The sequence below is a fragment of the Caulobacter sp. RHG1 genome (assembly GCF_013181195.1).
Lineage (GTDB): Bacteria > Pseudomonadota > Alphaproteobacteria > Caulobacterales > Caulobacteraceae > Caulobacter.
Window position 1 is genome coordinate 463,680 of sequence record NZ_SMZP01000003.1, and the last position, 25,955, is coordinate 489,634.

The window sequence follows — 25,955 nt, forward strand, 5'->3', positions numbered from 1 at the left end:
CTCGCGGCGCGGACCGGGACGCCCCACGTCCGTGATGCTAAGGGTCCTCCAACCCAGGAGGTCCCATGCCGATCGCGGCCCTGAGCGCCCAGCTGCCCGCCTACGCCAAGGATATCGCCACCAATCTCGAGGTCCTGGCCGAAGAAGGCGTGCTGTCCGACCAGGCCAAGTGGGGGACCTTCCTGGCCAGCGCCTGCGCGATCGGCGAGCCGCAGACCCTGCGCGCAATCACCTCGGTCGCTCGCGAAGCGGGGCTTTCACCTGAAGCCTTCGAAGCCGCCAAGACCGCCGCGGCGATCATGGCCATGAACAACGTCTATTTCCGCGCCCTCCACATCATGGAGACGGCGGACTACGACCATCTGCCCTCACGCTTGCGCATGAACCGCCTGCGCCATCCCGGCGTCGACCCTGTCGACTACGAGCTCTGGTGCGTGGCCGTGTCAGCGATCAACGCCTGCGGGGCCTGCCTGGACAGCCATGAGGCCGAGCTTCGGCGACGCGGCGCCGAGCCCATTCAGGTGCAGGCGGCCCTGCGCATCGCCGCCGTCGTCCACGCCGCCGCCCGGGTGTTGGCGGTCGAGACCCTGGATCGTCCCCAGTTTTCGGGCGTTTGAAGGGTATGCGCGACGCCCCGTCGCGCCCCGTTTACGGTCCCGGCCCCTCGACATAGGTCGGGTCCGTAAACTAAGTTGTTAACCTCTGGGTAAGAGATTCGCGGCTCCGCAACCTCCCGATGGGGGCGCCGGGCCGGTACGGGGCGAAAGTGGGCACATGAGACTGCTGTCGAAGAATTCGCGCGACGCCAAGAATGGCAAGCCGACCGTGCTCGGAGAGGACGACGTCCGGACCGAAACGGTGCAGCACCAGATCGAGTCCACTCAGGCCATCGGCCAACGCTACGAAACCATCCACGGCGGCCTCGACAGCATCGGCCGCGTGATGGAGCACCTGAAGGCCATCGAGCCGCTGATCGCCGAGATCCGTGGTCCCGTCGCCCAGGAGTTCGACGCCCGCCGCGCCGAGCACTCCGAACTGATCGCCCTGCGCGCCAACTATGATCAGGCCCAGCGTCAGGTCTCGCTGATCCAGGCCGAGGAGCGCGACGTCAGCGCCCGCCTGGCCGCCGCCGAGACCGCCCTGGGTGAGTCCGACGCCCGTCGTCAGACCCAGGACGCAGCGCTGGAAGATAACGCCCTCGAGATCGACCGCCTGCGCAACGCCCTGCTGCAGTCGGACCTCAAGGTCTCCAGCCTCGACGCCTCTCTGCGCGACGCCACCAGCCGCATCGAGCACCTGACCCAGGACGTCGACGGCCTGCGCGTTCAGAGCCAGGACATCGACACCCGACGCGGCGACGCCGAGGCCGCTCTGGCCCGCGCCAACCAGGACAACGCTCTGCTCGCCGAAGAGTCGGCGACGCTGAAGAAGCGCGTCGACCAGGCCGGCGTGGATGTCGCCCGCCTGTCGCGCATCGAGACCGACCTGGAAGCCCAGCTGGCCGGCGAACGCGCCCGCATCCAGGCCGCCGAGAACGCCCTGCACGCCCACCAGACCGACACCGGCCGCATCATCCGCGGTCTGGAAGGCCAGGTCGAAGCCGGCCGCGCCGAGATCTCGGCGCTGCAGACCCGCCTGGAGACCGCTTCGGGCCGCGCCGACAAGCTGGAAGAGATGAACGGCCAGATCTCGGCCCGTCTCGCCGAGTCCAGCGCGCATCAGAAGGCGGTCGAGCGCCGCGCCGGCGACCTCAACGTCGCCCTGGAGCGCGCCCTGGAACGCATCCGCACGCTGGAAGAAGACTCCGAAGGCCTGCGTCAGCGTCACGCTGGCGTCGACACCGCCCGCGCCACCGCCATCGAGCGCGCCGACCAGCTGGCCAAGGGCGCCGTCGCCCAGGACAAGGCCATGAAGCGCGCCGAGGAACGTTCGCAACAGCTGCGCACGCGCCTGGACGCCATGCAGGAAGCCCAGGACCAGATCCGTCGCGAGCACGAGGACAAGGTCGCCGAGCTGCAGGCGACGATCGAGCGCCTCACCTCGGAATCGGCCCTGGCCGAAGGCGCCCTGGAAGCGGCCCGCCGCGACCGCTCGCGCCTGCAGATGGCCCTGCTGGGCGCCAGCGACGGCGACATGCAGGAAACGGCCTGATCGCCACATCAGGCTTGAAGATCAAGACGCCCGCGAGCTTCCGGTTCGCGGGCGTTCTTGCATCTAGGGCTTGAGCGCCACGAACAGGTCCTGGCCGCCGGCGTACTGGGTGGGCGGCAACCAGCCGCCAAAGATCGCGCCAGCGGGCAGGGAGAAGCCGGCCTCGCGCACCGCGGCCTCCAGCGCTTCCAGCGGATGGGCGATGGCGCGTTCGGGCGAGCGGGGATCGACGACCATCGCGCCGCCTTCCCAAGGCTGGAACGCCAGCGCCGCCTGGCCCTCGGCGATCGCCGCCACACGATCGGCGGTCAGGGCGAAGGCGGTGAACATGAAGCGGCCGCCGGGCTTCAGCACGCGGCAGGTCTCGTCGAGATAGTGCCTGATCGACTCCAGCCGCATGTGGCTGAACACCGAGGTCGCCAGAGCGACATCGATTTCGCCGTCGTTGGCGGGAAAGGCGAGGGCGGTCTCCTCGATGGCGCCGGCCGCGCGATACTCGCCGTTACGGACATCGACGTGGATGAAGCGGAAGTCGTCGCGCCGCGCGCCGAACCGTTTGCGACATGCCGAAACAGCGGCCCTCGAAACGTCGAAGCCGACATAGCCTGCGCCGGGCTCCAGGTAGTCCAGCAGCGGCGCAGCCATGCGGCCCGTACCGCAACCGATATCCAGCACGCACATGGCCGGGGTCAGACCCGCATGTTCGATCAGGAAGCCCAGGTTCTGCTGTCCGGCCTTCTCGAAGTCGCCGCCGCCGACATTGTGCACGACCTGCCAGGGCTCGCGCCAACGCGACGGGTCGCGGATACGGTCCGGCAGGCTCTTGAGGTCGAGATACGCCCCAGACGCCGTCCGGCGCAGGACCGGCGGCAGCAGGCTGGTCGCCCACTTCAGCGTCGTCGTCATGACCTACCCAAGATTGTGTAGCAGCTTCCGTGCGATCTACCGCAAACTGAGCATCACAACCAGCGTAAGCTTACGTTGAGCCGCTATCGGACCTCGGCTGCTCGTTTCAGGCCCGCGATCTGCTGCCCGAGCACGCCGTCGACCGGCGCAGCGATCTTGTCGAGGCCGCCCTTGAACCAGCCCCCGACGTCATAGGTGAAAGTCACTGTGGTGCGTCCGGCCGCTTCCGCCAGTTGCACGGTCAGGGCCCCGGACGCGCCAGAGCTCTGCAGCGGGCCCAGGCCGCCGGTCAGCACCAGCTTCTGGTTCGGCACGGCGTGCACCGTGGTCATGTGGAGGACCGAGCCGCCATTGGGCAGGCGCTCGCAGAAGCAGCCGCCCGAGGCCGCGGCCAGCGACAGATTGGCGGCCGAGCCTGACCAGGTATGGTCCGACGACCACCATTTCGACGGCTGCAGCAGCGTGGCCCAGACCACCGCAGCCGGGGCCTCGACCACCGCCACATGACGAACTTCGAAGCCGTTGGGTTGGGCCTCGACCACCTCGGCCCGCACGGCGCCCGTCAGCACCAGGAAGGCGAGGGCGGCTCCAACGCAGATCGGCATCGTCTTCATGGCGCGTCTCCTATTCGATCGGCGAGCTCACGGTCGCCCCGCCCGCCTTCAGGCGATCAAGCACCCCATTGCCCGGCAGCAGGAAGCCCAGGTCGACCACCGCCACGGTGACGCCGGGACGCTTGAGGGCTTCGGTCATTGCGTCGGTGGTCTGGTCGACGCCCTTCTCCAGAAGGGCGGGGCCACCCGGTGCGCGGGTCAGGCAGCGCTGCACGCCGCTGGCGCGATAGCGGGCCCGCACGGAGGCCAGATCGCCCTCGGCCCAGTCCTGGCCAATGGTCGTCGAGTGGGCGGCGTCATAGGCGATCTCGTCCAGGGCCACGCGGAGGCAGTAGAGCTGATCCTCCGGCGAGAGCTTGGAGGCGATCGTGGTCACGGCGCTCATCCGGTACTGGCCGACGGCCTTGACCTTGAGCTTGCGGGCCTTGGCCATGCGCTCGATCGTGCTGACCGGCTTGGCTTCGGACAAGCCAGCGGCTTGACGGAGGTCAGACAAAAGCAGGAACCCCGCCACGGCCGGCTTCCAGTTCTTGTACTCGCCGGCGCTCTTACGCGCCTGCTCGCGCGCGGCGACGAAACGCGCGCGCAGGTCGGCCGGCAGTTCGTTCTCCAGCGACTTGCCCAGCGGCTGGCGCAGGCCGCCGCCGAATTTCAGGATGAAGCCGGCCACCTGGGTCACGCCGACCGAGGCTTCCGGCGGGACCAGCACCAGGCTGGCCTTGTCCAGCGCCTTGTTGAGGCGGGGGCTGTCCCACTTCAGGCGATGGGGCAGGGGATTGGCCGAGCCCAGGATGTAAAGCTTGGAGTCACCTTGCTCGACCAACCAGATGGCGGGACCGCGCGGCTTGGCGACCACGGTCAGCTCGGCGACCACCGCGCTTTCGTCCTGCGCGGGAGCCTGGCCAAGATCGACGGTGGGCGCGACCTGAAGCGCCAGGGCGAGGGCTAGGGCAGTCGACATCGAAACTCCTTCAGCCCCGCGATAGTTCTAGTCCGTGGCGCGCCCTCTCCCAAATGGGAGAGGGCGCTTCAGCCCTTAGGCCCCTGGCGGAACCGGGAAGCCGCGCTTGCGCATCAGGGCGCCGATCTTCACGTCGCGGCCGCGGAAGGCCTTGAACTGGTCGACCGGGTCGACCGTGTTGCCCTTCGACATGATGTCCTCATAGAGGCGCTTGGCGACAGCCTTGTCGTAGAACTTGCCCGGCGCCTCGGCGAAGGCTTCGGCCGCGTCGGCGGTCAGGGTGTCGGCCCACAGATAGCTGTAGTAGCCGGCCGAATAGCCATCGCTGGAGAACACGTGACCGAACTGCGGCGTGCGGTGACGCATGACGATCTGCTTGGGCATGTTCAGCTTGGCCAGCTCGTCACGCTCGAAGGCGTCCGGGTCGATCGTCACGTCGCCGGCCAGGTGCAGCTTCATGTCGATCAGGGCGCTGGCCAGATACTCGGTCGTATCGAAGCCCTGACCGAACTTGTCGGCGGCCTCGATCTTGGCGACCAGGGCCTGCGGGATCGGCTGGCCGGTCTTTTCGTGCAGCGCGAACTGGCTCAGCACCTGCGGCGTCGGCAGCCAGTGCTCGTTCAGCTGGCTGGGGAACTCGACATAGTCGCGGGCCACGGACGTGCCCGACACCGACGGATAGGTGGCGTTGGCGTTCAGGCCGTGGATGGCGTGGCCGAACTCGTGGAACAGGGTGGTGGCGTCGTCCCACGAGATCAGCACCGGCTCGCCGGGCTTGCCCTTGATGAAGTTGGAGTTGTTGGAGACGATCGTGGTGATCTCGCCCTTGAAGCGCTCCTGGGTGCGGTAGTTGTTCATCCAGGCGCCCGAGCGCTTGCCGGGACGGGCATAGGGGTCGAAGTACCAGAGGCCGACATGCTTGCCGGCGCGGGTGACCTCATAGACCGTGACGTCCTCGTGATAGACGGGCAGGCCTTCGATTTTCTTGTACTCGAAGCCGTACAGCTGACCCGAGGCCCAGAACATGCCCTCGCGCAGCTTGTCCAGCTGCAGGTAGGGCTTCACCTCGTTCATATCGAGGTCGTACTTCGCCTTGCGGACCTTCTCGGCGTAGAAGCGGTAGTCCCAGGGCTCCAGAGTGAAGCCACCCTTTTCCTTGTCGATGATCGCCTGCATGTCGGCGACATCGATGGCGACCTGGGCGATGGCCGGGGTCCACACCGCCTCCATCAGCGCCATGGCGTTCTCGGGCGTCTTGGCCATGGCCGTTTCCAGGCGCCAGTGGGCGTGGGTCTTGTAGCCCAGCAGCTTGGCGCGCTCGACGCGCAGCTTCAGGATCTTCGAAATGATGGCGTTGTTGTCGGTCGCGCCGCCGTTGTCGCCGCGATTGACGAAGGCCTTCCACACCTTCTCGCGAGCCGCGCGCACCGGACTCTCGGTCAGGAACGGATCAACGCTGGAGCGGGTGTTGACGACGATGTACTTGCCCGGAAGCTTGCGCGCCGTCGCGTTCGAAGCGGCGGCGGCCTTCAGGCCCTCGGGCAGGCCGGCGAGGTCGGCGTCCGAAAGCTCGATCCAGGTGTTCTCGTCAGCCAGCAGGTTCTGGCTGAACTTGGTGAAGAGGCCGGCCAGCTCGGTGTTGATCGCCGCGACGCGGGCCTTGGCTTCGGGGCTCAGCTTGGCGCCGGCGCGCACGAAGTTGCGGTAGTAGATCCACAGCACACGCTGCTGCTCGGGCGTCAGCTTGGCCTTGTCCGGCGAGTTGTAGACCGCCTCGATGCGAGCGAAGAGCGCGGCGTTCTGGGTGATCTTGTCGTTGTGGGCCGACAGCTTGGGATCCATCTCCTCTTCGACGGCCTGGAATTCCGGCGTGCTCATGGTCGAGCCCCAGATGCCGTAGAAGGTCGAGACGTCGTTCAGCATGCGGCCGGAGTCTTCCAGCGGCGCGATCACGGTTTCGAAGGTCGAGGCGGCCCGATGGCGGGTGATGGCGTCGATCTCGGCCAGGTTCTTGGCCATGGCCTCTTCCAGCGCCGGCTTGAAATCAGCGACCTTGACCTTGTCGAAGGCCGGCACGCCGCCATAGGGGCCAACCCATTTGGCCGTGAGGGGATTGGCGCCTTGGGCCATGGACAAGCTCGGATTGAGGGCGACGGCGGCGCCGGTGGCGGCGGCCGAAGCGAGGAAGGTGCGACGTTGCACGGAGTGTCTCCGGTGGGAATTTGCGCTCGACCCTAGGATATGGGGCCGGTCGCGTCACATGACAGCACCGTAACCTTCCGGAGTGCGTGGACGGAAGCCGTGGGTGGGTCTAAATCATCCCTCCATGATCGGCGTCTTCGACTCCGGCGTGGGCGGCCTGACGGTCCACCGCGCCCTCGTGCACCGCCTGCCCCAGGCGGATTTCACCTATCTGGCCGACCAGGCCAACGCCCCCTATGGCGTGCGGACCGGCGAGGAGATCGTCGAGTTGACCAAGGCCGGGTGCATCCGCCTGTTCGAACGCGGCGCCAGTCTGGTCGTCCTGGCCTGCAACACCGCCTCGGCCATCGCCCTGCGCCGCCTGCAGCAGACCTGGCTGCCGGGTTATCGCAATCAGGTTGGTCGTCCCGTCAACATCCTGGGCATCATCGTGCCGACCATCGAGGCGGCCACGGGCCTGCCCTGGGAGCACGAGGCCGAGCGCCGCGGCGAGAAGGTCGAGCAGCTGGACATCCTGGGGGTCTTCGCCACCCAGGCCACGGTTCGCTCGCGGGTCTACGAAATCGAGATCGACAAGCGAAAGCAGGACCTGGCGGTGTTCTCCGAGCCCTGCCCGGAGCTGGTGCCGCTGATCGAGGGCGACGCCAGCGCCGTCGAACTGGCCAAGGCCGTCGAAGCGCACGTTCAAACCCTGAAGGCGCGCATCGGCCGCTTCCCCGACCGCGTGGTGCTGGGCTGCACCCACTACGAGATCATCGCCGACATCTTCCGCGCCGCCCTCCCGGCCGGCACCCCGCTGATCCAGCAACCGGCTTCAACCGCCGACGCCCTGGAGCTCTATCTGGAGCGCCATCCGGACTACGTTCAAGGAACCAGCGGCAGCCGGGTGTTCCTGACGACCGGAACGCCGGGACCGCAGAACGGCTTGGTGCAGGGGTTCTGGGGCGGCCCGCTCACGTTCGACGCAGCCTGAGGCGCCGCGACATTCTGAATCGTTTCCTGACGAACGCCGTAAACGCCTCTTAACGCTCTTCGGGCACAACATCGCGGTTCGCCCTGTTTGCGCAGGGTCGAGGCATACGAAGTTGAGTTCGGAGACTACCCATGGCGCGAGCCGCGCGGCGATCCACGACGGAGCTCCTGTGGGATGCGTTCCGTTACGGCTGGGTCCAGCCCTGGACGGCCCGGTTCCGGGGCGGTGTCGTCACGGTGATCGGGGCGGGGCTGCTGCTGGCCATCGCCACCTACAACGCCACCGATCCCAGCTTCAACGCCGCCACCGGCGAGCCGGCCCGCAACGCCCTGGGCGGGCCGGGCGCCGCCATCGCCGATCTCTTGATGCAATCGCTGGGCCTGTCGGGCTGGGGCGTGGCCCTGCTGATGCTGGTGTTCGGCGTCACCCGCGTGGCCCAGGCCGATCCGGACGCCGAGCGCAAGGACCTGCGCCAACGCGCCGGCGTCGGCGCCCTGGGCCTGCTGGCGCTGTCGGCCGCCCTGGCCGCACCGCCGCCGCCGGCGATATGGCAGCTGGAAAAGGGCCTGGGCGGCTTCTGGGGTGACGGCCTGCTGCACATGGTAGGCGGCATCCTCAACTTCGCCCACATTCCCGGCGCCAACATCATCGCCGCCATCCTGTTCGCCATCGCAGCCATCGTCGCCTTGGGCTTCGCGATCGGCGTGCGCGAGGTTGATCCCGACGCCATCCACGCCGCGGTCAGCAACGCCCTGCAGCCGCGCATGCGCGCCGAGCCCGAACCGGCGCCCGCCCCCGTCGCCAAGCCTGCCCGCGTGAAGAAGGAAAAAGCCGAGCCCGCGCCGCGCCGCGAGCGCCCCGGCCGCCTGCCGCCGCTGGAAGCCGATGACGACGCCTTCGACGGCGAGACTCAGATCGCCGCGCCCGCGCCGCAGGTCGCGCGCGCTGCTCCCCCGGAGCGCGCCTACACGCCCCCGCCGCCGCAAAGCGACGAGGACGAGTTCGAGGACATGCTGGACGCCCGCCCGATGGCGATCGCCAAGCCCAAGGCGCCGGCCAAGGAGTCGGGCCGCGAACTGCGCGAACAGCAGAAGACCTTCGACTTCGACGAGGAAGACGGCTTCCAGTTGCCGGAACTGGCCATGCTGGCCAAGTCCAAGCCGCGCTCGTCGGAGGTGGACGCCGCCTCGCTGCGCCAGAACGCCCGCCTGCTGGAAAGCGTGCTGGCCGAGTTCGGCGTGAAGGGCCAGATCGACCAGATCCGGCCCGGCCCCGTCGTGACCATGTACGAGCTGGTGCCGGCTCCGGGCGTGAAGACCGCCCGCGTCGTAGCGCTGGCCGACGACATCGCCCGCTCGATGAGCGTGATCTCGTGCCGCGTCGCGGTGGCCCAGGGCCGCAACGCCATCGGCATCGAAATGCCGAACTCCAAGCGCGAGACGGTCTATCTGCGCGACCTGCTGTCCAGCGCCGACTACGAGAAGGCCAGCCAGATCCTGCCCATGGCCCTGGGCGAGACCATCGGCGGCGAGCCCTACATCGCCGACCTGGCCAAGATGCCCCACCTGCTGATCGCCGGTACGACCGGTTCGGGCAAGTCGGTCGGCGTCAACGCCATGATCCTGTCGATCCTGTACAAGCTGCCGCCCGAGAAGTGCCGCTTCATCATGGTCGATCCCAAGATGCTGGAACTGTCGGTCTATGACGGCATCCCGCACCTGCTGGCCCCCGTCGTCACCGATCCCAAGAAGGCCGTCGTGGCCCTGAAGTGGACCGTGCGCGAGATGGAGGACCGCTATCGCCGGATGTCCAAGATCGGCGTGCGCAACATCGCCGGCTACAACGAGAAGGCCAACGAAGCGCTGGAGAAGGGCGAGCACTTCGAGCGCACCGTCCAGACCGGCTTCGACGACGCGGGCCGCCCGATCTACGAGACCGAGCAGATCCGTCCCGAGGCCATGCCCTATCTGGTCGTGGTCATCGACGAGGTCGCCGACCTGATGATGGTGGCCGGCAAGGACATCGAAGGCGCCGTGCAGCGTCTGGCCCAGATGGCCCGCGCCGCCGGCATCCACCTGATCATGGCTACCCAGCGCCCGTCGGTCGACGTCATCACCGGCACCATCAAGGCCAACTTCCCGACCCGGATCAGCTTCCAGGTCACCTCGAAGATCGACGCCCGCACCATCCTGGGCGAGCAGGGCGCCGAGCAGCTGCTGGGGCAGGGCGACATGCTGTACATGGCCGGCGGCGGCCGCATCACCCGCCTGCATGGTCCGTTTGTTTCCGACGGCGAGGTGGAGCAGGTCGCCAAGTTCCTGCGCGACCAGGGCATTCCGCAATACCTGGAAGAAGTCACCGCCGGCGGCGACGAGGAGCAGGAGGAGGCCGTCGAGGGCGCGTTCTCCGGCGAGGGCGGCGCCAACGATCTCTACGACCACGCCGTGGCCGTGGTCACCCGCGACCGAAAGGCCTCGACCAGCTACATCCAGCGCCGCCTGCAGATCGGCTACAACCGCGCCGCCTCGCTGATGGAGCGGATGGAGAAGGAAGGCGTCGTCGGCGCCGCCAACCACGCCGGCAAGCGCGAGATCCTGGCTCCGCCCCCGCCGCCGCTGTAGGCAACCTTCACCGTGGACAGTGCGTTCCCATCGCTCTCAACCTGAACGGCGCTTCATCGGAGCGCCGGAAAATGGCCTTGCAGCGGCCTTCGCGCAGGCCAAGGTTGGGCTTAAGGAGTCTGCATGACCAATCGCCGTATCCTTCTGGCGGCCGGCCTGGCCGCCGCCCTCGCTTCACCGGCCCTGGCCCAGCAAGGCCGTCCTGTTCCCGCCAAGCTGTCGCCCGAGCAGCAGGCCCAGTTGGACAAGGCCACGGCCTATATCCAGAATCTTAGCTCGGCCAAGGGACGCTTCGTGCAGACCGACGCCCGCGGCACGGTCACGCAAGGCACGCTCTATCTGCAGCGCCCGGGCAAGGCCCGCTTCGCCTATGATCCGCCGGCCGGCTTGCTGGTCGTGTCGAACGGCAAGAACGTCAACATCTTCGACAGCCGGCTGAAGACCTTCTCCAGCTATCCGCTCAGCAAGACGCCGCTGAACCTGCTGCTGGCCCGCGAAGTGCGGCTGGACCGCGGCGTGGTGATCACCGACGTGCGCCCCCTGGCCGATGGCTTCACCATCGTGGCTCAGGACGATCGTCGCCAGGCGCTGGGCAAGATCACCATCGATTTCTCCAACGGTCCCGTCGGCCTGATGGGCTGGACGATCACCGACGTGAAGGGCGGCCAGACCCGCGTGCGACTCAGCGACTTCGGCTCGACGTCGGCGCTGGATCCGCAGCTGTTCGAACTGACCGACCCGCGCCGCACAGCGGGACGCTAAGCGTGGTCCGCGTTTTGTGACATTCTCACAACATGCAAGAATCAAGCGTATAGGCGCTTGACTAAAAGTTTTGACGTGGCATATTTAACACGCATGGCGAAGAGCGACCGACCCGCTCCTCGCGAACCGTGCCGGAACCTATCCCCTCCCGGCGGCGGCATGAGAGACCTGACTTTCGCCCCGGCTGCCAAGGCAGCCGGGGCGTTTTTCTTTTCCAGCTCGGCTTTCCAGGCTAGAGCCACGCCATGCGCCTTCGTATCGCCACCTGGAACGTCAATTCCGTCCGCCTCCGCGCCGAACAGGCCGCCCGCTTCGTCGACGAGCAGGCGCCGGATGTCCTGTGCATGCAGGAGATCAAGTGCCAGGAGGGCGAGTTCCCGCGCGAGGCCTTCGAGGCCATGGGGCTCAAGCACATCAAGATCGCCGGGCAGAAGGGCTGGCACGGCGTGGCCATCGCCTCGCGCCTGCCGTTCGAAGACGTGCCGACCCTGATGAACTGCCGCGAGGGGCACGCCCGCTGCGTGGCGGTCAAGGTGGCCGGCGTCGACATCCAGAACTTCTACATTCCGGCGGGCGGCGACACGCCCGACCGGATCGGCAATCCGAAGTTCGACCACAAGCTGGACTTCTACGAGACCCTGACCGCCGCCCTGAAGAAACGTGACCCCAAGGATCCGCTGATCGTCACCGGCGACCTGAACATCGCCCCCGGCGAAAACGACGTCTGGAGCCACCGCCAGATGCTGAAGGTGGTCAGCCATACCCCGGCCGAGCTGGAAGCCTTCGACGCGATGATCAAGTCGATGGACCTGCTGGACCTGCCGCGCCTGGCCACGCCCGAGCCCGAAAAGCTGTTCAGCTGGTGGAGCTATCGCGCCGCCGATTTCCGCAAGTCCAACCGCGGCCTGCGCCTGGATCACATCCTGGCCAGCCCGGGCCTGCGCGATGCGGCGATCGTGGACGGCAAGGTCTCCTCGCGCGTCCACGACACGGTCCGTGAATGGGAACGCCCCAGCGACCACGCGCCGGTGACGGCCGATTTGAAGATCTAGCGCCGAACCGACGCCGGCGCCTTCATCTGCAGGATTTCCCGCGTGCGGCGGGTGATGCCGTACAGCATGCCCTTGTCGCTCTCGTCCCAGTCGATGGCCTGGCCTTCGGCCTCCATCGGCAAGGTCTCCAGGTGGTCCAGAACGCCGCCGCCCATCGGCAGGCCCACGACATAGACCTCCGGCAGATCGTGGCCGCTCAGATAGAGCCGGCCGTCCGGACCCCAGCCGCCGCCCGAGATGCTCATCGGCTTGATGCGCTCCAGGATCGTTGGCGGCAGGGCCCAGCCTTCCAGTCGCCGCCACTGGTCGTCGAACTTGACCAGGGTAGTGTGGCGATGGTCGCGCGGCGGCTCGCCGCCCTTGGCGTCGTAATTGGCGAACATCGCCCACCAGAAGCCGTCCTTGCGATCCACCCAGGTCACCGAGCCGGTCCCCAGACCCAGCGAGATGCTCTTCTTGTGGGCCAGGGTCATCGGATCAAAGATTTCAACCGTGCTGACATGCGGCGCGGCCGGATAGTTCGAGCTGGCGCACACCAGCTCGCCGCCGATCAGGGCGCACGAGTTGATGTGCGGGAAGCGCGATTTGGGACCCGTCCACTCGGCGCGCTTCTCGCCGGTCTTCTTGTCGAAGCGGACGATCGTGAAGTTGCTGACCGAATAGACGTCCTTGGGACCGACCGCCGCGCCCTGGCTGGCGTTGCCGGCATAGCGGCGAACCGTCTCGAACCCAGCTTGGGCGGGTTCAGGAACGGGCGCGGCTTGCAGGGCAGCCGCCAGGAGCAGGGCGATCGTCATGTCCGGATCTCCGCCTAGAAGTTGAACGCCGCGCCGACCCAGTAGGTGCGACCGTAGTTGGCCCATTCCTGCAGGTAGCGGCGGCCGGGACCAGTCACTTCCTGGCGACCCGTGTTGGACAGGTTCTGCCCTTCGACGAAGACACTGATGTGATCGCTGAAGCGCCAGGACAGGCTGGCGTCGAACACGTGGCGGCCCTTCCAGTACTGGTCGGAATTGACGTTGGCGTCGTTGATCGTCTCCAGCTGGCCGCCGATGTAGTTATGCGAGACCCGGGCTTCGAACGGACCGCGCTGATAGTAGATCGACTCGTTGGTGGTGATCTCAGGCTGCTGGAACAGGCCGGTGACCCGCGGACCGCTGGCGGTCAGGAACGTGAACTCGGTGTCCAGCCAGGTGACGTTGCCGTTGAACCCGAAACCGTCGAACGGCGCGGGCAGGAAGGTGAAGGCCTGCTGCACGGCGAATTCGACGCCCTTGATCTTGGCCGTCTCGGCGTTGCGCGGGGTCGAGACCAGCACGGTCTCAACGCCCCGACCCACGTTTAGCTGTTCGCTCGAGGACAGGGTGAAGATCTCGTTCTTGATGTCCTTGGAGAACAGCGCCAGCGAGACCATGCCGTCGGTCGGATAGAACTCGACCGAGACGTCGAAGCCCTCGCTCTCGCGGGCCTTCAGGCCGGGATTGCCTCGCGACAGGGTCGGCTGGCTGCCGTCGAAGGAAAGGTTCTCGGTCGCAGCCAGTGAACCGTAGTCCGGACGGCCGATGGTGTTGGTCCAGGCGGCGCGGACGATGACGTCCGGACGCGGCTTCCATTGCAGGTGCACGCTGGGCAGCCAGTTGCCGTAGCTGCCATCGTTGGAGACCGGGGTCAGCACGCCGCCGGTGTTGCGGACGGCGTCGGACTCGATCTTGGTGTGCTCGTAGCGCAGACCGCCCAGCAGGGTCAGGTCGCCGAAGCGATAGCTGCCTTGCAGATAGCCGGCCTGGACGTCTTCGCTGACGTCGTAGTTGCCGGTCGGCGCCGTGACCGTCGTGGTGAAGCGGCTGCGGTTGGCCTTGAAGAAGTCCATGGCCGCGCCGGCGTCTATCCGCGGATTCAGAAGGTAACGGCCAGCGATCAGCTCGGTGGGACCCGCTTTGTCGACCTCGGCCAGGGTGTAGGTGAAGCCCGTACCGGCGCGGTAGTTGACCTGCGAGTTGCGGAAATCACGGTCGCTGGCCCGCAACACGCCGCCGAACTTCAGCGTCCAGGCCGCATCATCGTCGAAGGCCAGGTCCAGGCGGGCCTGGGTCGTGGTCTCGTTGGTCTTGGTCAGCGCGTCGCGGTGCTGCTGCAGCACATAGTTGGCCGGGTTGCGCATCGCCGCTTCGTTGACCGGGTTGAAGGTCGGGAACAGCGGGTTCTTGGTGTCGTAATTGAAGGCGTAGTTGGCGCCCTGGGCGTCGACGGTGCGGAACTCGACCGAGTGGTTCGGCACGTCCAGACCGGCCAGCGAGTAGACGAGGTCGCCCGAGGCGTTCCAGCCCTTGGCGAAGTTCCACGTGAAACCGGTGCGCGCCAGGCCGATCTCGCGGGTGGTGATCGGCTGGTTCAGCTGGATGATGCCGCGGCCGCGGGCGAACGAGCCCGAGGTGGCGGTCTGGTTGGCGACGTTGCCGAGGGGCTCGATGCGGTACTCGATCCGCTCTTCGTCGTCTTCCATGCGCGAGGCCAGCACCGAGGCGTCCCAGCGGAACGTATCGGTCGGACGATATTCGAGCTTGGCGTTCACGCCGCTGCGCTGCTTGGTGTTGTTGTACCAGAACAGGCGCACTTGGGTCGGCACCTGGATGCCGTTGCCGGCCGCCGCGCCCGACGCCACAGGCGCGCCGCTCGCATTGTACTCGCGGACGCTGGGATCGGCGGCCTCGACCTGCGGGATGTCGTAGTCCAGCTGCTCATGCGAAGCGCCGATCACGACGCCCCACTGGTCCTCGGCCCCGAACCGGCGGCCGGCGGCGAAGGCCAGGCGATAAGACGGCTTGTCGTTGCGCACGTCGCCGGCGCGCTCGTACTTGCCGTACGAAGCCATGCCGTTGAAGAACGGCGACTTGGCGTCGAAAGCGCTGCGGGTGGTGACGTTGATGACGCCGCCAATGGCGTTGCCGTCGTTCTCGGGCGTCACCGTCTTGATGACTTCCAGGCGGCCGGCCATCACCGAGGGGACGATGTCCATCGGCACGGTGCGGCCGCTCTCGTCGACCGAGGCGACCAGGGCGCCGTCGATGGTGGTGCGGTTATAGGTCGAGCGCAGGCCGCGGATGACCGGGAAGCGCGGCTCGCCCTGGTCCTCCATCACCGAAATGCCGGGAATGCGACGCAGGGCGGCGGCGGTGTTGTGGTCGGGCAGCTTGCCGATATCGTCGGCCGAGACCACGTCCGAAACCACGAAGGCCTCGCGTTTCACCGCGATGGCGGCGCGTTGCGCTTCACGCTGGCCGGTGATGACCACGGCCTCGACGTCGGTCGAGTCCTGGGCGAAGGCGGCGACCGGCGCGCACAGGGCGCTGGTGGCCAGCAGGCCGACGATCAGGTTCTTGGTTTCGAAGTGCGACACGGGACCCCTCCAGCGTTCTTGATGGCTGGGCGATAGGGCGCGTTGACGACGTTAGGGTGTCGGAAAGACCAACGTTATGCGACGTACACGTACGGTTGCGGAGCTGCGCTGACTTAACCTTCGGCGGCGACGACGCCGGCCTTGATCCACAAGGCCTGGTCCTTGAGGTTCTTGCGGATCCAGGCGGCGTGGATCTCGCGCTCGGCGTCGGTCGAGCGCGGCGCCAGGGGACGGGGGCGAGCCCCATAAGAACCCTGGACGGCGGCGGAGACCGACAGGGCCTCGACATGGGTCAGCTCCAGGGCGCGTTCCTTGCCGCCCTGCAGTTCCAGATAGACCTCGGCCAGCAGGTGCGAGTCGATCAGCGCCCCGTGCTTGTCGCGGCTGTCGAGGCTGATCTTGAACCGCTTACACAGCGCGTCGAGCGAGTTGTACATGCCCGGAAAGCGCTTCTTGGCCATGGCCAGGGTGTCGATCCAGCGCTCTTCCGGCAGGGGCGCGCGACCGCACTTCTCCAGTTCGAAATTGACGAACGATCGGTCGAAGGCGGCGTTGTGGGCGACCACGACACTGTCGCCGACGAAATCGATGAACTTGTCGGCGATCTCGTGGAACTTGGGCTTGCCGGTCAGGAAGGCGCTGGAAAGGCCGTGGACCTTCTCGGCCTCGGCCGGCATGTCGCGCAGCGGATCGCAGTATTCGTGGAACGAGCGGCCGGTCGGCATGAAGTCGACCACCTCGATGCAGCCGATTTCGACCAAGCGGTCGCCCGTCTTCGGATCGAAGCCGGTGGTTTCGGTGTCGAGGATGATTTCCCGGGCCATGGCCCTTCAATGGGCCGCTTCGAGCCGGTCTTCAAGCTGAGCCGGGAGTTCTCAACAGAGTCAGAAGGTCGCGGACCTGCTGGTGAGCGTGATCGAGGCCTAGCCCCGTATCGATCACAAAGTCCGCCCTGGCGCGCTTTTCAGCGTCTGGGGTCTGACGAGCCAGGATCGCCTCGAATTTTTCCGGCGTCATTTCAGGTCGGGCCAGAACGCGAGCGCGCTGGATGTCGGCAGCGGCTGAAACGACCACGACCTTGTCGACCTTCTTCTCGCCGCCGGTCTCGAAGAGGAGGGGGATGTCGAGGACGACGATCTCGTGGCCTTCGGCCTGGGCTTTCTCGAAGAAGCCGATCCGGTGGCCGCCGACCAGCGGGTGGACGATGGCCTCAAGCTTGGCCAGGGCTTCGGAATCGCCGACGACTCGGGCGCTGAGCTTGGCCCGATCGATGGCGCCGTCGACCACCACGCCCGGAAAGGCCGCCTCGACCGGCGCCACGGCCGCGCCGCCGCTGGCGTAGAGCGCGTGGACGGCGGCGTCGGAATCGTAGACCGGCACGCCTTCGGCCTGGAACATCGCCCCGGTCGTGGACTTGCCCATGCCGATCGATCCGGTCAGGCCCAGCACCAGCATGTCAGCCCTCGCCCAGGATGCGCAGCAGCAGGCCCCGCGCATCGACTTCGGCCGGCGGCGCCACGCCGAACATCCGCTCGAACGACGGGACCGCCTGGCGGAGCAGCATTTCCAGGCCATCGACGGTGCGACGGCCGGCGGCCTCGGCGCGCTGCAGGAACTCGGTGCGCAGAGGCTTGTAGACCATGTCCATGACCACGGCCGTCTCGGGCGTCAGGCTCAGATCCGCCGCCGGACCCTCGCCGCCGCCGAGACCCAGCGAGGTGGCGTTGATGATCAGACCCGCGTCCGTGAGCAGGGCAGGGAGGTCCGCCTCGCCGGCCGCCACGACCTTGTCGCCGAACGCATCGGCCAGTTCCTGGCCGCGAGCCACGGTGCGGTTGACGATCCGCACCTCCGGCGCATCGGCCAGCAACAGGGCGGCCGTCGCGCCGCGGGCCGCGCCGCCGGCGCCGAGGATCACGACCGGGGCGGCCGAGACGTCGAAACCGTTGGCCTGCTCGGCGATCGCGCCCAGCAAACCGGGGCCATCGGTATTGTCGGCGTGGATCGAGCCGTCGGCCTCGAAGATCAGCAGGTTCGCCGCTCCGGCCATCCTGGCCAGGTCGCTGGCGTGATCGGCGGCGGCCAGAGCCCGTTCCTTGAAGGGGATGGTGACGTTCAGACCGCGGATTGCGCCGCCCCGGAAGCCGTTCACGAAGGTCTCGAAGCTGTCGGCGCCCGGCGCGAACGGCACATAGGCCGCGTCCAGCCCCGCCGCCTGGATCCAGGCGTTGTGGATCAGAGGGCTCATCGAATGCTTGATCGGCTGGCCGCACACGCCGCCGACGATGGCGGCTCCGGAAATCGTCATGCCGCCAGGGCTCCGTGAAGACGCAGGAAGTCGAGCAGGCCGATCAGCGGCAGGCCCAGAATGGTGAAATAGTCGCCGTCGACCTGGTCGAACAGCTGAACGCCCTCGCTCTCCAGCTCGTAACAGCCGACCGACCAAAGCAGCGCTTCGCCGCGACGCTCTATATAGGCGTCGAGCCAGGCCTCGCTGAACGGGCGCACCGACAGCTTGGCGGTCTCGACAATGCGCCAGATCGGCTGGCCGTCGCGGGCCACAACCACGGCCGAGTGCAGCTTGTGGGTCTGACCGCGCAGTTCCAGAAGATGCTCGCGCGCCTGGGCCAGGGTCTCGGCCTTGTCGAACAGCTTGCCCTTCAGATCCAGCGTCTGGTCGGCGCCGATCACCAGGCCGGGACGCTTGGTCGAGACCTTGACCGCCTTCATCTCGGCCAGGGCGTCGGCGATGTCGCGCGGGACGGCCTCTTCGGCGAGCAGGGCCGCCTTGGCCGCATCCTCGTCGACGCCAGGACTGACCGCCTCGAAGGCGACGCCGGCGTTCTTGAGGATCATCTGACGCGCCGAACTCTTCGACGCGAGCGTAACGGGCGTCATCCCAGGACCTCGACCTTGCCGCGGCCGCCCGACAGCAGATTGACAATCGCCGCGGCCGTTTCCTCGACCGAGCGACGGGTGATGTCGATGACCGGCCAGTTCATTCGCTCGAACAGGCGCCGAGCGGCGATGATCTCCTGCCGCACGGCGTCGCCGTCCACATAGTCGCTTTCTCTATTCTCCTTGAGAGAGAGCAGGCGGTTGCGGCGGATCTGGATCAGCCGATCGGGCGAGGTGATCAGGCCGACGATCAAGGTGTTCTTCAACTCGAACAGCTCGGGCGGCGGCGGCCGGCCCGGCACCAGCGGCACGTTCGCGGCTCTCACCCCCCGGTGGGCCAGATAGATGCAGGTCGGGGTCTTGGAGGTGCGTGACACGCCGACCAGGATAACATCGGCCTGGGTCAGGTCCTGTCCGCCCTGGCCGTCATCATGGGCGATGGCGTAGTCCAAAGCCTCGATGCGGTCGAAATAGTCGTTGGTCAGGGCGTGCTGGGCGCCCACCCGGGTCGAGATCCGCGCGCCCAGATAGCGCGACATGGCGCTGATCACCGGATCCAGGGCGGCGATGCAGGGCATCTCCAGCTTGCGGCAGCCTTCCTCCAGCGCCGCGCGCAGGCCCGGATCGACGATGGTGTGCATCACCACGCCGGGCGCCCCGCCGATCTCCTCCAATGCCCGGTCAAGTTGCCGGGTGGAACGGACAAGCGCGTAGATGTGTTCGATAGGCAGGATGTCGGTGAACCGGGCGCAGACCGCACGCGCCATGGCGTTCAGGGTCTCGCCCGTGGAATCCGACACCAGATGGATGTGGAAGTAGGTCGCAAAACGCTGCGGAAGCCGTTCGCCTTCGCCGCCCGCGGCCAGACCTTCCTGTGGATCATCCGTTAACGGTTGCTTAACCAATGGCCTCGCCCCTGGGGACGCCTGGGCGCCAAACGGGGTCCGAGGCGTCGTGACACGGCGCCGCTGTGATCAACGGTCGCATTGCTCGCGTACCATCCCCAGGCTGACACCGCATCCCCCGAACTCTGAATCCTGGTTGTCCAAAACCCGGGATAGAGTCCGCTGAGGGGTTTTTACCCGTCGCCTGCGATTAAGATTTTATTAAGAATTTCAAAGCGCTGCCGGAGCGTCCACAAAGTTAACAGAGGGTTAACCACATGTGGGGCGGGCTGGGGGCAAAGCGCTACGGTGTGTGGGGCGAACGCGCCCGACAGGGGTTTTCCCCACTGTCCAGTTGCCCTCCCACATCCTCTTTCAATTCTTAAATTCTTATTAAGAAATGATAGAAAGACCTTAGGGGGCTTACGGGCTTGAGCCCGAGCGCGCTCCGGGCTTTAACGCGATCCATGACCGCGCCGACCTCCCAGACCGAACCGAAGTTTCTTTCCGCCCTAAGTGGTGAACGCCAGGTTAACCCTCCGATCTGGTTCATGCGCCAGGCGGGCCGGTACCTACCGGAGTATCGGGCAGTTCGGGCCACGGCTCCGGACTTCATCTCGTTCTGCTTCGATCCGGAGAAGGCGGCGGAAGTCACCCTGCAGCCGATGCGCCGGTTCCCGTACGACGCGGCGATCGTGTTCGCGGACATTCTGCTGATCCCCGGCGCGCTGGGCCAGAAGGTCTGGTTCGAGGCCGGCGAAGGCCCCAAACTGGGCGAGATGCCGTCGATCGAGTCCATGGCGGAAAAGGCCGGTGAAGCGGGCAAGTCCCTTTCGCTCATCGGGGAGACGCTGACCCGGGTTCGCTCAAAGCTCGATCCGTCGAAGGCCCTGATCGGCTTCGCCGGCGCGCCGTGGACCGTGGCGACCTACATGATCGAGAAGGGGTCCAGCGATCGTAGCGGCGCGCGGACCTACGCCTATCAGAACGCCGAGCAGCTGGACGCCCTGATCCAGGTGCTGGTCGACTCGACGATCGACTATCTGGCCATGCAGGTCGACGCCGGGGCCCAGGCCCTGAAGCTGTTCGAGAGCTGGGCCGAGGGCCTGTCCGAACCGCTGTTCGATCGCCTGGTCACCCAGCCGCACATCAAGATCATCGAAGGCCTGCGCGCCCGCGGCGTCACCGTGCCGATCATCGGTTTCCCGCGCGGCGCCGGCACGCTGGTTGAGGACTATGCGGCCAAGACGCCGGTTCAGGGCGTGGCGCTGGACACCTCGGCTTCGGCCAAGCTGGGTCTGTCGATCCAGAAGACCAAGACCATCCAGGGCGCGCTCGATCCGTTGTTGCTGCGGGCCGGCGGCGATGCGCTGCTCAAGCGCGTCGACGAACTGGTCGAGCAGTGGAACCAGGGTCCCTACATCTTCAACCTGGGCCACGGCATCCTGCCCGACACGCCGATCGCCAACGTCGAGGCCGTGCTCGAGCGCGTCACCGGCCAGAAGGTCGGCTAGTGGCCAAGAAGCTCGCCGTCGTCCTGTTCAATCTCGGCGGTCCGGATGGTCCTGACGCCGTGCGGCCGTTCCTGTTCAACCTGTTTCGCGATCCGGCGATCATCGGCGCGCCGGCGATCATCCGCTATCCGCTGGCGGCGCTGATCTCCACGACCCGCGAGAAGATGGCCAAGGCCAACTACGCGATCATGGGCGGCGGCTCGCCACTGCTGCCGGAGACGCGGAAGCAGGCGACCGCGCTGGAAGCCGAGCTGGCTGAAGCGCTGCCGGACGTCGAGGCCAAGTGCTTCATCGCCATGCGCTACTGGCATCCCTTCACCGGCGAGACGGCCAAGCAGGTCCAGGCCTTCGCGCCGGACGAGATCGTGCTGATGCCGCTCTATCCGCAATATTCGATGACCACGACCGCCTCGTCGCTGAAGGCGTGGCGCAAGGCCTACAAAGGCGGCGGCCGCCAGACGACGGTGTGCTGCTATCCGGACGAGTTCGGTCTGGTCGACGCCCATGCCCGCTTGATCCGCGAGACTTGGGAGAAGGCCGGTTCGCCGTCGAACGTGCGCTTGCTGTTCTCGGCTCACGGCCTACCGGAGAAGGTGATCCTGGCCGGCGACCCTTATCAGAAGCAGGTCGAGACCACGGCCGCCGCGATCGCCGCCAAGCTGCCGGCCGGCCTGGACTGGACCGTCTGCTACCAGAGCCGGGTCGGGCCGCTGAAGTGGATCGGTCCCTCGACCGACGAAGAGATCCGTCGGGCGGGCGCGGACGGCAAGGGCGTGATCGTCCTGCCGATCGCCTTCGTCTCCGAGCATGTCGAGACCCTGGTCGAGCTGGACCATGAATATGCCGAGCTGGCGAAAGAGGCCGGCGTCGCGCCCTATCTCCGCGTGCCGGCCTTGGGCGTCGCGCCGGAATTCATCGCCGGCCTGGCGCGCAGCGTCGTTTCGACCCTGGACGGGGCAGGGCCGACGGAAGCCTGCGCCTGGGACTGCATCGAGACCAAAGGAGCCGCGGCGTGATGGATGCCCTTTCGGCGCACTACAACCTGGTGCGCGGCCTGCACATCCTGTCGGTTATCGCCTTCATGGCCGGCATGCTCTATCTGCCGCGCCTGTTCGTCTATCACACCAAGGCGACTGCCGGCTCGGAGATGGACGAGACCTTCAAGGTCATGGAGCGCCGGCTGCTGCGCGGGATCATCAATCCGGCCTCGATCGCCACGGCGCTGTTTGGCGTGCTGTTGATCGCTATCGACAGCCAGGGTCCGGGCGTCGTCGCTTTCCTGACCCAGCCCTGGATGGCCACCAAGCTGGTCGCCCTGTTCGGCCTCTATGGCTGGCACGGCTTCCTGTCGGCCTCCCGCAAGAAGTTCGAGCGCGGCGAAAATGTCCGCTCGGAGAAGTTCTGGCGGATCACCAACGAGATCCCTTTCGTGCTGGCGATCATCATCGTCCTGTCGGTGACGACCAAGTTCATGCTGGGCTGAGGACGCGGCTGGCGCTTGACCGGCCGTCTCCCGCGTGGTTTGCATCCCAGTAGGTTCTTTCGAGAACTCAACTTCACGGACCGGCGCCCGTCCTGGCGCGCCCCGCGAGCGATCCCGCCGCAAGGTCTGTTCCCCAACGATCCGCGTCATCGTCAACCGACGCGCATGACTGGTCCGTCCCCATGGGTTCGACCAGGCATGACCATCAGAGTTCTACCGGCCGGACTCCGTCGTGGAGCCCGCGCCCTTCCTTGAGTCTTGCCATGACCGAAGAAACCGAAAACCAAGTCCCGGCCGTCGAAGAGACGACCATCGAGGACACCGCCGAGGCAGTTGTCGATACGACCGCCGACGCCAGCGCCGAGAGCGCGGCCGATGCGTCGGACGACGATGACGGCGCCGAGATCGCCGCGGCTATCGCCGCCATGGGCCTGAAGTCCATGTCCCTGCAGGAGCTGAAGGAGAAATCCCCGGCCGACCTGCTGGCGTTCGCCGAGACCTTCGAGGTCGAGAACGCCAGCTCCATGCGCAAGCAGGACATGATGTTCGCCATCCTGAAGACCCTCGCCGAAGAAGGCGTGGAGATCTCGGGCTCGGGCACCATGGAAGTGCTGCAGGACGGCTTCGGCTTCCTGCGCTCGCCGGAAGCCAACTACCTGCCGGGTCCGGACGACATCTACGTCTCGCCCTCGCAGATCCGGAAGTATGGCCTGCGCACCGGCGACAGCGTCGACGGCGCCATCCGCTCGCCGCGCGAAGGCGAGCGCTACTTCGCCCTGACCAGCGTCGCCAAGATCAATTTCGAAGCGCCTGACAACGTCAAGCACAAGATCCACTTCGACAACCTGACGCCGCTCTATCCCGAAGAGCGCCTGAACATGGAACTGCCCGATCCGACCATCAAGGATCGCTCGGGCCGGGTCATCGACATCGTCGCCCCGCTGGGCAAGGGCCAGCGCTGCCTGATCGTCGCCCCGCCGCGCGTCGGCAAGACGGTGATGCTGCAGAACATCGCCAAGTCGATCGAGACCAACCACCCCGAGTGCTACCTGATCGTCCTGCTGATCGACGAGCGTCCGGAAGAAGTCACCGACATGCAGCGCACGGTGAAGGGCGAGGTCATCGCCTCGACCTTCGACGAGCCGGCGACCCGCCACGTCCAGGTGGCCGAGATGGTCATCGAGAAGGCCAAGCGCCTGGTCGAGCACAAGCGCGACGTCGTCATCCTGCTGGACTCGGTCACCCGTCTGGGCCGCGCCTACAACACCACCGTCCCGTCGTCGGGCAAGGTGCTGACCGGCGGTGTCGACGCCAACGCCCTGCAGCGCCCCAAGCGCTTCTTCGGCGCGGCGCGTAACGTCGAGGAGGGTGGTTCGCTCTCGATCATCGCCACGGCCCTGATCGACACCGGCAGCCGCATGGACGAAGTCATCTTCGAAGAGTTCAAGGGCACCGGTAACTCGGAAATCGTCCTGGACCGCAAGGTGGCCGACAAGCGCATCTTCCCGGCCATCGACGTGCTCAAGTCGGGCACTCGCAAGGAAGAGCTCATCACGCCGCGCGACCAGCTGCAGAAGACCTACGTCCTGCGCCGGATCCTCAACCCGATGGGCGCGTCGGACGCGATCGAGTTCCTGCTCGACAAGTTGCGTCAGTCGAAGACCAACGGCGACTTCTTCCAGTCGATGAACACCTGAGTCCGAACAGACTCACCGCAGATATGGAAAAGGCGCCGGTTCTACCCGGCGCCTTTTTTATTGGGTCGTACCGCGTTCGGTCCTACGGGATCAGCAGGGTTGACCCTTTGGTCTTGCGTCCTTCCAGGGCCTCGTGCGCGGCGCGCGCTTCGGCGAGAGGGAAGGTCTGGCCGATGTCGATCTTCACCGCGCCGGAGCCAATCACTTCGAATAGCGCCGCGGCGCTTTCGTCGAGTTCCTCGGTCGTGACGATGTAGTCGAACAGGCGCGGGCGGGTGACGTAGGCCGACTTGGCCGACAGCTCCAGCGGCGCAAACGGCGGCACGGGACCCGAAGCGTTGCCGAACGTGGCCAGCACGCCGCGACGGCCCAGGCTCTTGAGACTGGCTTCGAAGGTGTCCTTGCCGACGCCATCATAGACAACCGCGACGCCCTGGCCGCCGGTGATCTCGGCGACGCGCGCTGCGACGTCCTCATGGCTGTAGTCGATGACATGATCGGCCCCCAGCTCATGGGCGATGGCGGCCTTGGCTTTGGAGCCGACCGTGGCGATCACGGTCGCGCCCAAGGCTTTGCACCACTGCACCAGGATCTGGCCGACACCGCCGGCGGCCGCATGGACCAGAACGGTATGGCCGAGTTTCACGTGAAAACATCGACGGACCAGAAACTCGGCCGTCATGCCTTTCAGGAGAGCCGCGGCCGCGACTTCGAGAGTGACGCTCTCCGGAACCTTCACGGCCCGGTCGGCCGGCACAACGGCGGCCTCAGCATAGGCGCCCATGGTCCCGTTGTAGGCGACGCGGTCGCCGACCTGGAACCGGGTGACCCCATCGCCGACGGCCTCGACCAAGCCTGCCGCCTCCAGTCCGATGACCGTCGGAGTCCTGATTGGATAGAGGCCTGAGCGGTGATAGGTGTCGATATAGTTCAGGCCCACGGCTTGGTGCCGGACCAGGATTTGGCCGGCGGCGGGCGAGGGCAGGGGCAGGTCGGCGGCCTCGAGCACCTCTGGGCCGCCGGTGCGGACAGCTTGGATCGCCAGCATTAGCCCAGAGCCTTCTGGAAGAAGGTCAGGCTGCGGCCGTTGGCCTTGGCCGCGTCGGCCGCGTCGTAGTGGGCGCCGCCTTCCCGAGCGAAGGCATGATCCCGACCTTCGTAGAGATGGATCTCGATCTGCGGGTGATCCTTCAGGGCGGCCAGAATGACTTGGCGCGCTTCGGGCGGCACGAACTGGTCCTGCTCGGCGATATGCATCAGCAGAGGCTTGTTCAACTTTTCGGCCTCGCCGACATGCTTCTCCAGGCCCACCCCATAGTAGGAGACAGAGGCGTCAACGTCGGTGCGGGTGGCGGTCAGGAAGGCCAGCAGGCCGCCCAGGCAATAGCCGACCGCGCCGACCTTACCATTGACGCCGTCCAGCTTGCGGACCGCGGCGATAGTGGCGGCGATGTCCGAGACGCCGGCGTCCACGTCGAACGCGTTGAAGAGTTCGAAGGCGCGCTTCCACTCGGCTTCCGACTGGTCGGTGATGTCGATGCCGGGCTCGATCCGCCAGAACAGGTCAGGCACGATCGCGACATAGCCTTGGGCGGCCAAGCCATCGGCGATGTCGCGCATGACCTTGTTGACGCCGAAGATCTCCTGGATCACGACGATGGCCGGCGCGTTGTCCGCTTGAGGGCGCGCGACATAGGCCGAGAAGTCGCCATCCGGCGTGGTGATGGTGAGGGTCTCGCTCATCGGGATCTCCGTCCTTGCAGGGTCTTGGCAGCGTCGATGTGACTTTCGACCAAAGCGCTCTAACCTGCGCCGAAAGGCCAGGCCGGTAACAATATAG

At 66.6% G+C, this 25,955-nt stretch carries 23 protein-coding genes; 10 read left to right on the forward strand and 13 right to left on the reverse strand.

Translation table 11 applies throughout. The annotated features are described in order from the left end of the window. Positions 1-65 precede the first annotated feature (65 nt). Both E1H18_RS09950 and creS read left to right on the forward strand, forming a co-directional pair. Entirely contained in the window at positions 66-617 is a 552-nt protein-coding gene (locus E1H18_RS09950; RefSeq protein WP_172266989.1) for a carboxymuconolactone decarboxylase family protein, read from the forward strand. A 157-nt stretch (positions 618-774) separates the two neighbouring features. Further along, the gene (creS, locus tag E1H18_RS09955; RefSeq protein WP_172266993.1) at positions 775-2,151 is read left to right on the forward strand and encodes a crescentin; all 1,377 of its coding nucleotides are present in this window, start codon (positions 775-777) and stop codon (positions 2,149-2,151) included. A gap of 63 nt (positions 2,152-2,214) precedes the next feature. Here the strand turns inward: creS and E1H18_RS09960 are convergent, their stop codons facing one another. The 4 genes from E1H18_RS09960 to E1H18_RS09975 all read right to left on the reverse strand — a co-directional run bounded on the left by E1H18_RS09960 (position 2,215) and on the right by E1H18_RS09975 (position 6,834). Continuing rightward, entirely contained in the window at positions 2,215-3,057 is an 843-nt protein-coding gene (locus E1H18_RS09960) for a class I SAM-dependent methyltransferase (protein ID WP_172266996.1), read from the reverse strand. 83 nt (positions 3,058-3,140) lie between these two features. Further along, complete coding sequence (locus E1H18_RS09965) at positions 3,141-3,671, reverse strand: SRPBCC family protein (protein WP_172266999.1); 531 nt, start codon at positions 3,669-3,671, stop codon at positions 3,141-3,143. A 10-nt stretch (positions 3,672-3,681) separates the two neighbouring features. Next, positions 3,682-4,632, reverse strand: coding sequence for a TraB/GumN family protein (locus E1H18_RS09970; RefSeq protein ID WP_172267002.1), 951 nt, complete (start codon positions 4,630-4,632; stop codon positions 3,682-3,684). A 75-nt stretch (positions 4,633-4,707) separates the two neighbouring features. Beyond that, complete coding sequence (locus E1H18_RS09975) at positions 4,708-6,834, reverse strand: M3 family metallopeptidase (RefSeq protein ID WP_172267005.1); 2,127 nt, start codon at positions 6,832-6,834, stop codon at positions 4,708-4,710. Between the two features lie 124 nt (positions 6,835-6,958). Here E1H18_RS09975 and murI point away from each other — a divergent pair, with 124 nt between their 5' ends. The 4 genes from murI (at position 6,959) to E1H18_RS09995 (ending at position 12,242) form a co-directional block, all read left to right on the forward strand. Continuing rightward, a complete protein-coding gene (murI, locus tag E1H18_RS09980; protein WP_172267008.1) occupies positions 6,959-7,807 on the forward strand; it encodes a glutamate racemase in 849 nt (282 codons plus the stop codon). Between the two features lie 131 nt (positions 7,808-7,938). Beyond that, entirely contained in the window at positions 7,939-10,428 is a 2,490-nt protein-coding gene (locus E1H18_RS09985) for a DNA translocase FtsK 4TM domain-containing protein (RefSeq protein ID WP_172267011.1), read from the forward strand. A 123-nt stretch (positions 10,429-10,551) separates the two neighbouring features. After that, a complete protein-coding gene (locus E1H18_RS09990; RefSeq protein WP_172267014.1) occupies positions 10,552-11,190 on the forward strand; it encodes an outer-membrane lipoprotein carrier protein LolA in 639 nt (212 codons plus the stop codon). A 245-nt stretch (positions 11,191-11,435) separates the two neighbouring features. Beyond that, positions 11,436-12,242, forward strand: a complete 807-nt coding sequence (locus tag E1H18_RS09995; protein WP_172267017.1) for an exodeoxyribonuclease III — start codon at positions 11,436-11,438, stop codon at positions 12,240-12,242. On the opposite strand, the gene E1H18_RS10000 is transcribed toward E1H18_RS09995, so the two are convergent. The 7 genes from E1H18_RS10000 to E1H18_RS10030 all read right to left on the reverse strand — a co-directional run bounded on the left by E1H18_RS10000 (position 12,239) and on the right by E1H18_RS10030 (position 19,442). Beyond that, positions 12,239-13,039 (reverse strand): hypothetical protein, encoded by an 801-nt coding sequence (locus E1H18_RS10000; RefSeq protein WP_172267020.1) that lies wholly within the window; start codon positions 13,037-13,039, stop codon positions 12,239-12,241. The two genes, E1H18_RS09995 and E1H18_RS10000, sit on opposite strands and share 4 nt — an antisense overlap. A gap of 14 nt (positions 13,040-13,053) precedes the next feature. Beyond that, a complete protein-coding gene (locus E1H18_RS10005) occupies positions 13,054-15,639 on the reverse strand; it encodes a TonB-dependent receptor (RefSeq protein ID WP_172267023.1) in 2,586 nt (861 codons plus the stop codon). Between the two features lie 113 nt (positions 15,640-15,752). Then, positions 15,753-16,463 carry a DNA polymerase III subunit epsilon gene (gene dnaQ / locus E1H18_RS10010; protein WP_172267026.1) on the reverse strand — a complete coding sequence of 237 codons (711 nt, stop codon included), beginning with the start codon at positions 16,461-16,463 and terminating at the stop codon, positions 15,753-15,755. Positions 16,464-16,494: 31 nt separating this feature from the next. Beyond that, on the reverse strand, positions 16,495-17,094 hold the full coding sequence (coaE, locus tag E1H18_RS10015) for a dephospho-CoA kinase (RefSeq protein WP_172267029.1): 600 nt from the start codon (positions 17,092-17,094) through the stop codon (positions 16,495-16,497). 1 nt (position 17,095) lies between these two features. Then, the gene (gene aroE / locus E1H18_RS10020) at positions 17,096-17,947 is read right to left on the reverse strand and encodes a shikimate dehydrogenase (protein WP_172267031.1); all 852 of its coding nucleotides are present in this window, start codon (positions 17,945-17,947) and stop codon (positions 17,096-17,098) included. Beyond that, positions 17,944-18,537 carry a Maf family protein gene (locus tag E1H18_RS10025; protein WP_172267033.1) on the reverse strand — a complete coding sequence of 198 codons (594 nt, stop codon included), beginning with the start codon at positions 18,535-18,537 and terminating at the stop codon, positions 17,944-17,946. Before E1H18_RS10025 ends, aroE begins: the two co-directional genes overlap by 4 nt. Next, positions 18,534-19,442, reverse strand: a complete 909-nt coding sequence (locus E1H18_RS10030; RefSeq protein WP_172267036.1) for a pyruvate, water dikinase regulatory protein — start codon at positions 19,440-19,442, stop codon at positions 18,534-18,536. The genes E1H18_RS10025 and E1H18_RS10030 overlap by 4 nt, the downstream gene beginning before the upstream one ends. 446 nt (positions 19,443-19,888) lie before the next feature. Between E1H18_RS10030 and hemE the strand changes: the two genes are divergently transcribed. The 4 genes from hemE (at position 19,889) to rho (ending at position 24,115) form a co-directional block, all read left to right on the forward strand. Then, positions 19,889-20,935 (forward strand): uroporphyrinogen decarboxylase, encoded by a 1,047-nt coding sequence (gene hemE / locus E1H18_RS10035; protein WP_172267039.1) that lies wholly within the window; start codon positions 19,889-19,891, stop codon positions 20,933-20,935. Further along, a complete protein-coding gene (gene hemH / locus E1H18_RS10040; protein WP_172267041.1) occupies positions 20,935-21,951 on the forward strand; it encodes a ferrochelatase in 1,017 nt (338 codons plus the stop codon). Before hemE ends, hemH begins: the two co-directional genes overlap by 1 nt. Beyond that, a complete protein-coding gene (locus E1H18_RS10045) occupies positions 21,951-22,418 on the forward strand; it encodes a CopD family protein (RefSeq protein WP_172267666.1) in 468 nt (155 codons plus the stop codon). The genes hemH and E1H18_RS10045 overlap by 1 nt, the downstream gene beginning before the upstream one ends. 263 nt (positions 22,419-22,681) lie before the next feature. Next, positions 22,682-24,115, forward strand: a complete 1,434-nt coding sequence (rho, locus tag E1H18_RS10050; protein ID WP_172267044.1) for a transcription termination factor Rho — start codon at positions 22,682-22,684, stop codon at positions 24,113-24,115. An 82-nt stretch (positions 24,116-24,197) separates the two neighbouring features. On the opposite strand, the gene E1H18_RS10055 is transcribed toward rho, so the two are convergent. Together E1H18_RS10055 and E1H18_RS10060 are read right to left on the reverse strand one after the other, a co-directional pair. Beyond that, positions 24,198-25,163 (reverse strand): quinone oxidoreductase, encoded by a 966-nt coding sequence (locus E1H18_RS10055; RefSeq protein WP_172267047.1) that lies wholly within the window; start codon positions 25,161-25,163, stop codon positions 24,198-24,200. Next, complete coding sequence (locus E1H18_RS10060; protein ID WP_172267049.1) at positions 25,163-25,858, reverse strand: dienelactone hydrolase family protein; 696 nt, start codon at positions 25,856-25,858, stop codon at positions 25,163-25,165. The genes E1H18_RS10055 and E1H18_RS10060 overlap by 1 nt, the downstream gene beginning before the upstream one ends. Positions 25,859-25,955 lie beyond the last annotated feature (97 nt).